The 11,977-nt window shown below is 61.7% G+C and carries 16 protein-coding genes; 10 read left to right on the forward strand and 6 right to left on the reverse strand.

Annotated features, from left to right (window positions below):
• Positions 1 to 25 precede the first annotated feature (25 nt).
• The 6 genes from E7742_RS22670 (at position 26) to E7742_RS22695 (ending at position 4,187) form a co-directional block, all read left to right on the forward strand.
• On the forward strand, positions 26 to 562 hold the full coding sequence (locus E7742_RS22670) for a hypothetical protein (RefSeq protein ID WP_175420656.1): 537 nt from the start codon (positions 26 to 28) through the stop codon (positions 560 to 562).
• Positions 559 to 867 carry a DUF4229 domain-containing protein gene (locus tag E7742_RS22675; RefSeq protein ID WP_175420657.1) on the forward strand — a complete coding sequence of 103 codons (309 nt, stop codon included), beginning with the start codon at positions 559 to 561 and terminating at the stop codon, positions 865 to 867. Before E7742_RS22670 ends, E7742_RS22675 begins: the two co-directional genes overlap by 4 nt.
• Positions 867 to 1,529: an Rv2732c family membrane protein gene (locus E7742_RS22680; RefSeq protein WP_254699372.1), complete on the forward strand. Its 663-nt coding sequence runs from the start codon at positions 867 to 869 to the stop codon at positions 1,527 to 1,529. Before E7742_RS22675 ends, E7742_RS22680 begins: the two co-directional genes overlap by 1 nt.
• 261 nt (positions 1,530 to 1,790) lie before the next feature.
• Positions 1,791 to 2,690, forward strand: a complete 900-nt coding sequence (locus E7742_RS22685; RefSeq protein WP_254699384.1) for a cytochrome c oxidase assembly protein — start codon at positions 1,791 to 1,793, stop codon at positions 2,688 to 2,690.
• A 230-nt stretch (positions 2,691 to 2,920) separates the two neighbouring features.
• Positions 2,921 to 3,571 (forward strand): DsbA family protein, encoded by a 651-nt coding sequence (locus tag E7742_RS22690; RefSeq protein WP_137801379.1) that lies wholly within the window; start codon positions 2,921 to 2,923, stop codon positions 3,569 to 3,571.
• Positions 3,546 to 4,187, forward strand: a complete 642-nt coding sequence (locus tag E7742_RS22695) for a vitamin K epoxide reductase family protein (protein WP_137801380.1) — start codon at positions 3,546 to 3,548, stop codon at positions 4,185 to 4,187. The genes E7742_RS22690 and E7742_RS22695 overlap by 26 nt, the downstream gene beginning before the upstream one ends.
• 202 nt (positions 4,188 to 4,389) lie before the next feature.
• Here the strand turns inward: E7742_RS22695 and E7742_RS22700 are convergent, their stop codons facing one another.
• Entirely contained in the window at positions 4,390 to 4,698 is a 309-nt protein-coding gene (locus E7742_RS22700; protein WP_137801381.1) for a DF family (seleno)protein, read from the reverse strand.
• 549 nt (positions 4,699 to 5,247) lie between these two features.
• The gene (locus E7742_RS22705; protein ID WP_137801382.1) at positions 5,248 to 5,991 is read right to left on the reverse strand and encodes a hypothetical protein; all 744 of its coding nucleotides are present in this window, start codon (positions 5,989 to 5,991) and stop codon (positions 5,248 to 5,250) included.
• A 389-nt stretch (positions 5,992 to 6,380) separates the two neighbouring features.
• On the opposite strand from E7742_RS22705, the gene E7742_RS22710 reads away from it, so the two are divergent.
• The gene (locus tag E7742_RS22710) at positions 6,381 to 6,959 is read left to right on the forward strand and encodes a recombinase family protein (RefSeq protein WP_254699374.1); all 579 of its coding nucleotides are present in this window, start codon (positions 6,381 to 6,383) and stop codon (positions 6,957 to 6,959) included.
• 113 nt (positions 6,960 to 7,072) lie between these two features.
• Here the strand turns inward: E7742_RS22710 and E7742_RS23575 are convergent, their stop codons facing one another.
• The 4 genes from E7742_RS23575 to E7742_RS22730 form a co-directional block, all read right to left on the reverse strand.
• Entirely contained in the window at positions 7,073 to 8,590 is a 1,518-nt protein-coding gene (locus E7742_RS23575; protein ID WP_254699375.1) for an LGFP repeat-containing protein, read from the reverse strand.
• A 406-nt stretch (positions 8,591 to 8,996) separates the two neighbouring features.
• Positions 8,997 to 9,374, reverse strand: coding sequence for a hypothetical protein (locus E7742_RS22720; protein WP_137801384.1), 378 nt, complete (start codon positions 9,372 to 9,374; stop codon positions 8,997 to 8,999).
• A gap of 409 nt (positions 9,375 to 9,783) precedes the next feature.
• Positions 9,784 to 10,053, reverse strand: coding sequence for a WhiB family transcriptional regulator (locus tag E7742_RS22725; protein WP_368076975.1), 270 nt, complete (start codon positions 10,051 to 10,053; stop codon positions 9,784 to 9,786).
• Positions 10,054 to 10,078: 25 nt separating this feature from the next.
• Positions 10,079 to 10,507 carry a hypothetical protein gene (locus tag E7742_RS22730; RefSeq protein WP_137801385.1) on the reverse strand — a complete coding sequence of 143 codons (429 nt, stop codon included), beginning with the start codon at positions 10,505 to 10,507 and terminating at the stop codon, positions 10,079 to 10,081.
• 133 nt (positions 10,508 to 10,640) lie between these two features.
• Here E7742_RS22730 and E7742_RS23335 point away from each other — a divergent pair, with 133 nt between their 5' ends.
• The 3 genes from E7742_RS23335 to E7742_RS22740 all read left to right on the forward strand — a co-directional run bounded on the left by E7742_RS23335 (position 10,641) and on the right by E7742_RS22740 (position 11,952).
• The gene (locus E7742_RS23335; RefSeq protein ID WP_175420658.1) at positions 10,641 to 10,817 is read left to right on the forward strand and encodes a hypothetical protein; all 177 of its coding nucleotides are present in this window, start codon (positions 10,641 to 10,643) and stop codon (positions 10,815 to 10,817) included.
• Between the two features lie 105 nt (positions 10,818 to 10,922).
• A complete protein-coding gene (locus E7742_RS22735) occupies positions 10,923 to 11,111 on the forward strand; it encodes a hypothetical protein (protein WP_254699376.1) in 189 nt (62 codons plus the stop codon).
• 196 nt (positions 11,112 to 11,307) lie between these two features.
• A complete protein-coding gene (locus tag E7742_RS22740) occupies positions 11,308 to 11,952 on the forward strand; it encodes a hypothetical protein (RefSeq protein WP_137801387.1) in 645 nt (214 codons plus the stop codon).
• The last annotated feature ends 25 nt before the right edge of the window (positions 11,953 to 11,977 follow it).

Below are 11,977 nucleotides of genomic sequence, written 5' to 3' on the forward strand. Positions count from 1 at the left end.
CCAGTACCCGATCGAAAGAGACGTAGTGTCCACCAACGCGACACCTATTCTCGCGGTTCCGATGACCGACGAGTCGATGGCGACCTTGACCGACTGGCTTCTTCGAAGCTTGATTCCGACAGTTCTCGACGCGACCGACTTGGCTCGATCTGCAGACCAGCTGTGCCAGCTCGCCCCTATCTCGCCCAGGCGTCTTTCCCGGCCAAGATCCCTGCGCAGACACGAGGACCTGGTCGGACGGGTCATCTCGACGGTCGAGATGCGTCTGCAGCAGGCGTCGGGTTCCGGTCGCTCTGACACGGCGGCAGATGTGCATCCCCTTCCGGATGACGTTCTCAACCTCGCGGCCGAGATCGGCGGAATGGTCGCCGACCGCGGGAGCTCGATCGGCGCGTTGGCGAACCGGCTGTTGATCCTGAGCGTGATCCTTGCGGGCACGAACTGCAGCACCCGAACCACGAGCGAACTGCGGACGCGGGTGGACGAATCCTACTGTTCGGTTCTCTCACACCTATGGCAGAACGGGTTCGGAGTCGAACTGCGAATGAAGGAGAAAGGGTGAACCGCGACGCCTCGCCTCCCCCGACGCGAGCACGGCTCGCCGGTATGGCCGGCGGCTATGCACTCGCACGCCTCCTGCTGGTGGCCACACTCACCGGACTCATCGCCGCCGGGGCGAAACTGCTGGACCGCGACGTCGACTTCTTCACAGTGGCAGCGTTCTCCGTACTGATCTCGATGCCACTGTCATATGCGGTATTCGGTCGACTCCGTAAGAAGGTCAACTCCAGGATCATTGCCTTCGAGGCCGATCCATCCAGGAGAGCGCCTGTCGTCGGTCCCAGCACCGAGAAGGGAGACAGTTGATGGTGGAACAGGGTGCCACGGACAACGAACCGGACAGCGGCGGAACCGAACCGGAAGCTGGCCGAGCTGAACCACCGGCGACAGACCACGATGCCCGCGCGGCGATCGATGCGGCGGCCGCCACCGAACGTCGGGCAGCATCCGAGATCAGCCCCGGCGCACGGGCCATGGTCGTCGCCGCTGCCGTCCTCGTTCTGGTGCTGTCTCTAGCCCTCCCTCACGCGGGCTCCGCGAACGGCTGGGAGGTGTTGGCCGGTTCTGCCGACGCAACCACAGAGTCGATAGCACTGCCTTCACGCATCTTCACGATTCTCGCGGCGGCCTTCGGCGTGGTGATGTCGATGTTGGCGCTCGTGACTCGACGTTGGGTGATTGCGTGGGTAGCCCTTGCGGGGTGCGCTCTATCGAGCATCTTCGGAATGTTGGCAATTTGGTCCCGGCAAACCCTCACACCCGATTCGACCGCAGCCGGAGTCGGCCCGGGCCTGGTACTCGGATGGGTGAGCGCCATCTTCTTGACCTTCCACTGGTTACGAGTCGTGTGGAGTCGAACGATCGCGCAAATGGACGCCGAGCATGAGCGTCGACGACTGGCAGGGGAAGCAGAGGAATCAGGCGAAGACCTCACGCGACTTGGGGCGTTCCGGCCCCGACTGAAATGAAGCGAATATCCCCACAGAGCCCAGTTCGAGCTCCTGATGGCCTGGGTGGGGGAAGGACAAGCAAGCCGTACAGGAAGCCCGTATTGGAGCAACAGGCCGATATCCCGCCGTATCGGCCGCTGCAAAGTCGTGCGATCTGCCAGGCCATTGCCGACGAGACTGAGTCGCCCGCATGGGCGGCGTCCCGCTCATGACGGCCGTGAGTGGCGAAGTGAGGGTTCACGCGTTCGATGTGGTGGACCTCCCGCAGGATCCCCCTCGCTGGGCAATCTTCTGGCGTGGGCTCCCCAGCCCATCCCAGTGCTCCCGGTCGTCGGTGTGGTGCTCGCTGTCTGGTACTGCTGGGCTGTGCACCGGATGCGAGCCAGAGGCCGAACCTGGCCGTGGTCGCGCACTGCAAGCTTCTTGGCCGGCTGTCTTCTGTTGGTGTCCGTGACGGGACTGGGTGTCGAGGGTTACGGGTACCGTTTGTTCAGCGTGTGGATGTTTCAACACCTGACACTGTCGATGGCGATCCCACCGATGCTGGTTCTCGGTGCACCCGGGACGTTGCTTCTACGCACGACGCCTCATCACGGCCTCGGGCGACCGATCCTTACAGCGGCTGTCGTCGGACTGCGAAGCCGCTCCGCCCGGATTCTGCTGAGCCCCGGTGTGACGATTCCACTGTTCTTGTTCAGCTACTACGGCATCTACCTCTCGCCGGTCTTCGACACGGTCGCGGAAACGTGGATCGGCCACACCGGGCTCGAAGTGTTCTTTCTGGTCACCGGAGTTCTCTTCATCCTCCCTGTGCTCTCCCTCGATCCACTTCCGGTCAAGCAGAGCAGCCTGGGCAAGTTCTTCGATCTGTTCCTCGAGATGCCTCTGCATGTGTTCTTCGGAGTCATCCTCATGATGGCGACGACCCCACTGCTGTCGACGTTTGCCACACTGCCAGCTGCATGGGGCATCGACCCCATGCAGGACCAGCAATGGGCAGGGGCGCTTGCATGGTCATACGGCGAGCCGGTCGCACTCGTGGTCGTCGTCGTTTTCGCGATCCGATGGAACCGCGACGAGAACCGGGTAGCACGGATCCGTGAAAAACAGGCCGAGCGCGATGGCAACAGAGAACTCGACGCATACAACGCGTATCTGCAATCACTGCCCAAACGCTGACCTTTTCAGCCGCCCGTCCCACACACACGCCGTACAGAGAGGCAGAGATCTACTCCCATGATCACCAGAACCGTTCAGATGCAGAACGTTCGCCACGCAACCGCACCTTTGCCCTGCACCAAATCGCTCGCGAACGCTGAATGTGACACGAAGCGCGGTGCGCACGGAGAAGCCGATCCACTTCGTCTCACGCCCGCACCCGCCAATCGCACGGCAGGGGTTGTCGTTCGATGAATCGCGGCCTGAAGATCTCGCTCGCGCTGTCTGTCGTGTTCGTTGTCGCCATTGCTGTCGCCTTGCTTGCCGATGGCAAAGACAAAGAATCTTCGACTGTCGAATCCAACGCTGCAACAGCCGAACTCGTTCGTCCTGACAGTCACCGGCTGAGCTCGACCGTCGGCAGCAAGGTGACGTTCGTCGAGTTCCTCGACTTCGAATGCGAGGCGTGCCGCTCGGTCTATCCCGCAATCGAACAGCTGCGAGCCGACTATGGCGATCGAGTCGACTTCGTCGTCCGGTATTTTCCGATTGCTTCGCATTTCAATGCCGAGCGAGCAGCACGGGCTGTCGAGGCCGCCGCACAACAAGGCAAATTCGAGCAGATGTACAAGCGTATGTATGAGACTCAGGCCGAATGGGGCGAGCAACAAACTCCGATGGACGATGTCTTTCGCGGGTTTGCCGAGGAGATGGGCCTCGATATGGCCGCGTACGACGCCGCCTACTCCGCACCGGAGACACTCGATCGGATCCGTCAGGACGTGAACGACGGCAGAGCCCTCGGCGTACAGGGAACGCCGACGTTCTTCGTGAACGGCCAACGAATCGAGCCCACCACCTACGACGACCTCACCGATGCGCTCGACACCGCCCTCCGCTGAACCGTCACGCTCCACGCTCTCACCGCGCAGCGAGAAGTCGTTCGAGCGCTCGATGCCGTGGCTGCTGCTGATCGGTGGACTGATCGGACTGACAGCCTCATTCGTACTGACAGCGGAGAAGTTCACACTCGCCACCAACCCTGCCTACATACCGACGTGCAGCCTGAACCCGGTACTCAACTGCGGATCCGTCATGGACACGCCACAAGCAGCGGTCCTCGGATTCCCCAACTCGCTGCTCGGAATAGCCGGCTTCGCTGCCATCACGACAACTGGCGCTGCTCTTCTCGCGGGAGCCCAGCTGAAGCAATGGTTCTGGGTATCACTGCAAATCGGCGCGACACTGGCGGCCGCTTTTGTCCACTGGCTCATCTTCCAGAGCATCTACACGATCGGCGCGCTCTGCCCCTACTGCATGGTCGTATGGGCGGTGGCAATACCGATCTTCTGGTACATCACTCTCCGCAACCTGTCCCTATGGGGAACAGGACCGAACGGCCAACGGATGGCGGACTTGGCCCGCATGTTCCATCCGCTACCGATTACCATTTGGGCCCTCGCTGTCGCCGGATTGATCGCCATCAGATTCTGGTCATACTGGTCCAGCCTGCTGTAGGCCACCCGACCTACTAATGCTCGGTGTCGCAGCGCGGCAGCCACTTCAAAGTTGACTCGACAACCTAGACAGCTCGACAACCTCCATCGCGACCTGAATTGAACGGGTTTTCCGGTGGGGGGGCACTGCACATGCTGCGTGGAGTGATGGCACAAACCTCCCGCCGGTTCAGCGAAGTGCCACGGCGGGGCTAACCGAGCGGTCAGCTTCTTGCTCGCATGGCAGCGGTCAGTTGCTTGGTAGAGGGTAGGCCAGCCAAACCGGCTTCGGTTCGGTAGACGCGGCATGCCAGTTCGGCTACTCGCGGCGCATCGTCGAATGCATCCATACCGTTGATGAGGATCGTTGGAGATCCAGCGAATTTTGATGTTGCGGCATCTTCGGCCGATTCGACCCGCCTGTATTCGATTTCGATCTCCCGAATCCCGGCTGCGCGTGCTGCGTCTTGGGCCCGCTCGCCTGCGTCGTGCCAGTTCGGGCAGCCGTCAAAGTACAGAATCTCGATCTTCATGATGAATATCTCACTCCTCTTCACGTACTGGCGCCGAATGAGGCGCAGCCATCGATCCTTTCCGCAAGCCGCAGATGACGCGTCGTGACTGATGGCAGGAACGGAATTGTGTGAGGTTCGCCGATCCAAGACCCTGCGGACGACAGACATGCCGACACCACCTCTCCCAGCGAGACTACGCGCATATCTACACGTTGTTCTCCACGGTGCTGCCGATCGCGGCGATCACCCTCGCCGTTCTCTCTACACTCGTGCCGGCCATGCCCGGGCAACAACTAGTCCTGCGAGCCGAGCCGGTCACCGAGGCGGTGCCAGCAGGAAGGGCGTGAGCGATGAAGCCGGAGGTGGTCGCAAGCATCGACGCCGACGACGACGAGGGGTTCGCAGCTGTTCTGGGTGAGTGGACTCGGGAGATCCCCTACACCGCAACAACCGTGGACTTCACGCCCTGACGGCGGAGTGCAACTAGAGGTCGCAGAAGGGTCGGCATCCCCGTATGCGAGCTAGACCTCCACTGCCGGGACGGTTCTCGGGAAGGCGTGCAGTGAACTAGCGGTTGATGGGGCAGTTTCGGTCAACTTCGATCACTCGACTGATGCCCGAGCACCAGTCCCGCACCTCAGGGCTCATCGCGCCCAGCAGGCGCAGGGCATCGTTGTGTCGCGCCTTCACGTGCACGTCGAGCAGGGGTTCCATGTGAGAGACGCGGTTACGGAGAGCGTGAAGTCGAGCTGTTCTGGACGCGACACCGTACCCATCGGGGTCGCCCTTGCGGTGGGGAAAGGCGTGCTGAAGAGCGTCCTTCCACAGCACTTCTCGTCCCCTGAAGTTCCGATCGCTCGTGTCTGAGGTGGGTAGCAGTTTCGTCCAAACGCCGAAGGTGAGCTGTGTGAGCACGTCGTCGTGTGTCGGGGCGACGCCGTGTCTGGGATGGCCGGCGTCGCGGGCGGTCAGAGCGTCTTGGGCGTGATCGCGCGCTCGAACCCGTGAGCCTTTGGTCAGCGAGTTGAGAGGACGGGCAGGATCTGAGAGCCATTCGTGGGTGTGCTGTGCACCCGAACCTGTGTGGTGGGGCTGGGATGCGTTCCAGAGCTGCAGCTGGCCATCGATGGCATTTCGCAGCGCGACCTCAGTGACAGCGAGCACCTGCTGGAATGCGGCCGAGAGTTCGAGGTTCCATCGGTAGAGCTCGAGCGCACGGAGCGGATCATTGCTGCAGCGCGAGGTGTAGGTGCCAAGCCGAGCAGGATGAAGGTGATTCGTGATCGCGATGAGGGTCTGCCGACTTGGCACGTGCCCTGTCCTCCGTTAGCATAAGTGTCAGGTACGAGGACAAGGTCCCTCGTTAATACATGGAGATCCCCCCGCGGCAGTTCGGCCGCGGGGGTTCTCTCTTTTCTGGGGAATGTAATAGACAAGTCGGCTGGGGCGCCACCCAACCCACCCCTTCGCGGCAGGATGCCGGCAGTCAACTTCTGAAACTGACTGACACAGAGCGGGTGCTCTGTCGAAGCCGTCGATGGCCCCTCGCACCCCTGTTCCGAAAACGAACGTTTTCCGAACAGAGGGCAATCCGAACACCGCGATCCGCGCCACCTGGGCCGGATGTGTCCGGAAACTCATGTCGGAAACCTCGACGTCGAAAAGTCGTCTGTCGGTGGGTTATGGAACAGTCTTGCCCCGTGAGTGAACTTTTGGGCTACGCGAGGGTCTCGACCGCGGAGCAGACTCTCGATCTGCAGAGCGACGCACTGAGAGCCGCGGGCTGTTCGCGGATCTGGACCGACGTCGCGAGCGGTGCGACGACCAGCCGCCCGGAACTCGACAGCCTGTTCTCGCATCTGCGGGCCGGCGACACGCTCGCCGTGTGGCGGCTCGACAGGTTGGGCCGGAACCTTCCGCACCTCCTGCAGACGATCACCGACCTCGAGGAGAAGGGCGTCGGCTTCCGATCGTTGACCGAGTCGATCGACACCACCACCGCCGGCGGCAAACTCATCTTCAACATCTTCGGCGCACTCGCGAGCTTCGAGCGGGACCTCATCCGGGAGAGGACCGCCGCCGGACTCGCCGCGGCTCGCGCCCGGGGCAAGGTCGGCGGCCGCCCCCGGAAGATGACCGACAGCCGAATCAAGCAGGCCCGAAAGATGCGTGAGGGCGGCATGTCTCAGACCGAGATCGCGGAGATCCTCGGTGTCGGACGCACCACCTTGTACCAGTACCTCGGCCCGCAGAGGAGTCGACGGAGCACCGATCAATGACGACGACATGAGTCGGATCGATCTTGCTGAGTCCCAGGTGAATGAGATTGAGCGCGGTGCCGCGTTGCGGCACCGCGCTCAATGTCCCCTCGCAGAAGCGGTCAGCTACAGGGTTACGACGTGTACGTCTGTCCTGTTGAGAAGTCAAATCGGATCCACCCGTGTTCGAAGTTCACCTGCCTGAGGTTTTGGTTGTTGTCAGGGACGAACTCGTCACTTGTGGGGAACCCGAAACGACCTCCCTCGTACCCTTCTTGGCCGTACCGCGCGAAGATCGCTCCGATCACCATATGAGCGCGCCCGACTGGGTTGCCGAAGTAGATGTTCCCATTTTGAAAGCGGTTGAACCGGCCGAGCCCGTTGGGTGTTCCCAGTTCGCCGGATGTAGGCCATCCCAGAGCGCTGCTTGGCCCACCGAGGCTTTCATACTTGTCCCCGATCGCACCGTAGGTCTCCCAACCTCCGGTCCCGGCTGTCCAGTACATCTTTCCGTTCAGGAAGTCCTGGGCGCGCCCCTGACCCAGCCCAGGTAGCTTCACGTATTCCGGGCTGTCACATCGACCGAGTGGACCGTTTCCGCCTCCGATATCAAGGTATCGAACGCCGAACGCCCCGGTGATTGTGCAATTGGCGATGTACGTCGGGACTCCGTAGTTGTACTCGAAGCCGCCCTGCACGTACTTCTTTCTGCTTTCACTGAAGAGCGGCGAAGAGTTCGATCCGGGTCCGGGGAAGGCGTTGGGAGTGAGATTCATGCACCACGACGCAGGTCCGAACGGGCAATCATTTTCGACGGTCTGGGCGTTCGCCCAGAATATGGACGAGGGCTGGGTTCCGCGATCAGTGACAATGGTTGTCACTAGCTCTGGAATGAGCATCCCCGACGGCTTGATGTTCTTCGGATATCCAATCCCGATGTCGAACCCTAGTCTTGAGCAGTTGTCTGTAGTGTCAGTGCCGTCAAAATATGCACCAAGCTTTCCATCGACAGGAGTGCTCGCGGTTATCGCGGACCAGAAGCGGACCTCGCCCGAGCTTGTTCCCCGACCTGCCCAGAAATTGTCGTCGGTCCCGTCAGCGCAAAGGGGGTGGTTTCCACTGATTGTCTCGTTACGTAGACCAAACTCCAGTTCAAAGCCCCATTCATCGGGCATCAGGGTTGGGGCATTTGGGTCATCCCAGTAGTAGCTCTGGTTGAAAGTGACGCCATTGTTGGCGGACTCGAAGGCGCGGGCCGAAACACGTGACGGGGCCCACCCGGGAGGCGAGGAAGTCAAGGTGGCCCGCGATTGGGGCGTCTCCTCGGCGACTCCAGCCGGGGGCTTCTTCGCCTGGACTGCGCCATTCAGGTTCGCGACCGGGAGCTCAGCGGCGTCGGTCTCGATCGTCCCTATCTCGCCGGCGGCATCGGAGTCGATTCGGACGCCCGATACTCGCAGCTGTGTCCCGAAGTTCTCGGACGAGATGGACTTCAATGATTCGACCGCAGAAGATGGACTTTCGCCTGGTCGCACGAAGAACTCGCCAACTAGGTTCTCGTCCGAAACAACCAGTGCGGTCACAGAGGGCGAGATCAAAGACTTCGCGGACTCGGCCGAAACTGGGTGCGGGAGCTCAACGAGAACCCCCATCGGATCTGCTGTATCGATTCCAGTCGAGGGCGGAGTGGGGGTGAGGGTAGTGGGCGGCTTCTGCACGTCGCCCCCGCCCAGCGCACCGTCTGGGTTTGAACTCGACGGAGCCGGCGCCGACGTAGTCCGATCTGCGGTCGACTCTGCGGAACTACTGGGTGATTCACCAGCAGGCGGCTGAGGCAATTTTGAGGTCGTACTCGTACTCGGACTCGAAGTTAGTGGAGTCTGCGCAGAGGCAGAAGCGGGCACTGCCATCCCCAGCCCAGCCGTTAGAAGCATGGCAGAAAAAATGGCAGACCCATTTCGGCTGCGTATTCCTCGCCTATTTTTTACAGAACTCACCTGTACCCCCGATCTTGTTCAATTGGATAGAAGTCGAAACCTTTCGACTTCGAAGTTGCTGCTACAGATAGTCGCATTCCTGAATGGATTCATTCCACTGTCCCGGCCAGATGCATTCCCCAGGGTGGGATGATGCTTCATCTGATACCGCGAACAGTGCGTAAGTGACAATGATTTGCGCGAGCAAGAAAGCGATGGCGACCGGAGTCCATGCGCCCCGTATTTTCGTGATTGCGGCGCTCATTGCGGCGGATGCTGCCACAGTAACAATGAGTAGGTCTACGCGCTGGAGTTGACTGGCCCAAATCCAGATTCCTCCCAGGAAAAGAACTTCCGCAACGAGCGCGGCCCACCACTCAATTCTGAACTTCCTGCTTGCGATAAAGAAGAGAATGCGCAAAATCACGGCCGCTACCGCCGCCAACTGCAACTGCCACATCCTTCGTCTCCATTCTCGGGGGTTGTTGCAACATCAGGTAGCCGGTGAGGTGTGGCGAAAGCGACTATATAGGACACACGACACCAAACCGGCTAGTCGTTTTGTCACGTTTTCGTAACTAACCATCGCCCCTGGCTGATCGGCGGCCGTTGCACTGGATGGCCTGATTTGCGCTGCCGCGGTGTCTTGGAGCCCTGGTTACCCCGCCCAAGCAATCGGGGGTGTCGGGGCGTAGCGCTACGGTCTATCCAGCGGCGAGGAGTGGGCCGCTACCCGACATGCGAGGTTCCGGAAACAGACAGATTTCCGGGCCGGACCCGATGGGGCGACCTCTCGGATTCTCGGAGAGCCGGCCCACTCATCGGTGTGGCGTACTGAAGACCCGGGCTTGCTGTTGCAGGCCGGGTTTTTATGCGGCTGTCGAGCCTTGCCGCCGCATTCGTGAGCGTTCGGCGGGTGTGGTCCCGCCCCAGATTCCGACCCGCTCCGGTTTACGTAGGGCGTGGTCTCGGCACGGTGTGCGTACCGGGCAGGTCATGCAAATCCTCACGGCCTGCGCTGATTTCGCTCTCTCCCGGGTCTCAGGAAAGAACAGGTCTGGATTCGTTCTGCACAGTCCACCGGCGTGCCAGCTCTGCTCTGCGTTGTCCCCCACTGTCCCGACTTCCCTTTCGTTCACGCGTGCTCCCCCACGAAGACGCTCGTCAGTATGTCAACAGCGCTACGAGCTGCCAGATCGCCCGCGCCGTGCCGACCGCGTCCTGGTGAACGACCAGTCGATCGGCGGCGATAGTCCATCCCGATCCGCACTCCCTCATTGCCCGGACGTACTCACCGACCGGGGTGTTGACGACCGTAAACAGTAGGTCCTGGCCGCCTCCGAAGCGCCACCGCAGATCGCCGTCGTCAAGCGCGACGGTCTGGTTGAGATCGTCGACGTCCGCATCGAGGTCGAGCAGCCGGTACTCGCTGCGCGCCAGCATCACCAGAGACTCCCGGTGCAGCTCCCCCAGTGGTCTGTGTACGGCGATGCCCTCCCCCAGGTCCAGGGAGTGGACGGGGCCGAGTTCGAAGTCGAGATCCAGCTCCCCGCCGTGGCCCCCGTGCAGGCGCATGAACATGCTCTCCGTCATCGTTTCCATCCTCATTCCTTCCACTACCTGCTTCTTCGCAGTCGGCCCGAGTCGCCATGATTGCAAACTACAATATTGCAGTTTACACTGCGCCCGTACCTGATCGATCCGACAAACTCGAGGGGCGGAGGGAATGGCCGACGAGATGTACAAGCTCGCGTGGCAGATGCGTAGCGAAGGCGCCGGATGGAAGGTTGTCGCCGAGGAACTGGGCTGCGCGGTTGACGTTGTCAAACTGATGGTCGCCCAGTACGAAAGCGACACGGACGCGCGAGCTGCGCAGGATCAGTTCGCGCTCTTCGACGTGTGAGGTGTTGCGCCTACACCGGCGGCTGTCGGCGGCCTGGTGTAGGCACAACACCTCGACAATCAACAGGCGGGTATGCCTAACACCCGCCAGGTGAAGGGGGATCCAGTGGCGGTACTACTTACCTTCAACGCGCTCGCAATGCTGAGCGCGATCATCTGCGCGCGGCGGTCGTATCGTCGCTACGGAAGCGCCGGCAGGGCGATGATGGCCGGCGTCGCGGGCCTGCTCGTTCTTCCGCTGATCGTCGTCGTGGCAGTGAGTGTGGCCGCGCCGCGGGCCGCCCGGGTTGGGTAGTGAAATCCGGGCATTAGAATGGCATAACTGCTGGTCAGATGTGGTTTTATGGGCATTACTGTAGTAATATTGACCTCGTAACCACCCACCGTTCGTGGGGGAACTACGCCCGACGGCGGGCGCAGTCGAGGAGGTCGTGTGGCACGCGAGGACGTCGGTCAAGGCGCGTTTGAGTTCGAGGGATCGGGAGGACGGGATGGCACCGCAGGACGAGGAGTTCCTGACGCAGGTCGAGGGGATCGACCTGTTCATAGCCGAGGAGACGCGGCGGATTCTGACCGAGTGGGTCGGGATCGACCCGGCGCTGACGCCGGAGGCGGCGCAGGAGCAGATCTATCGGGAGGCGCTTCGACTGCAGAAGCTGACCGAGGAGGCAGCGGAGGATTTCGAGCGGGCAACGCCGTCGACGACGGATTCGACGTACTGGGACGCGGTGCAGACGAAGGAGTCGGCATGGCGGGCAGCGCGGGAGACGGTCCTCGAGCAGGAGCTGTACCCGCAGGTGACGACCGAAATGCGGGCGGAGAGAGCGGAGTTCGACGCGCAGATCGAACGCGAGATCGAGACGCAGCAGGACACAGCCCGGAAGGCGCAGGATCCGGACCGGTGGCGGAGCCTGAACGTGCGGCCGATGCCGGCAGCAGAGCGGGTCGTCGAGCGGGTGTGGCTGGCGAAGGGACCCCGCTTCCGCAGTCTGGCCCGAGCGCTGGTCGCACAGCGGATCGAGGACAATCAGCCGGTGCCGATGACCGGACGCGACCCGATCGCCGACGAACTGGCGCGGATGATCGACGACGAGATCCGGCGAACCCCGGAGATCGACCCAGAACTGCCGTTCTAGCCCAGGCCGAATGGTCGCAGGTCCG

The sequence above is a fragment of the Rhodococcus sp. SGAir0479 genome, from assembly GCF_005484805.1.
Classification (GTDB): domain Bacteria; phylum Actinomycetota; class Actinomycetes; order Mycobacteriales; family Mycobacteriaceae; genus Prescottella.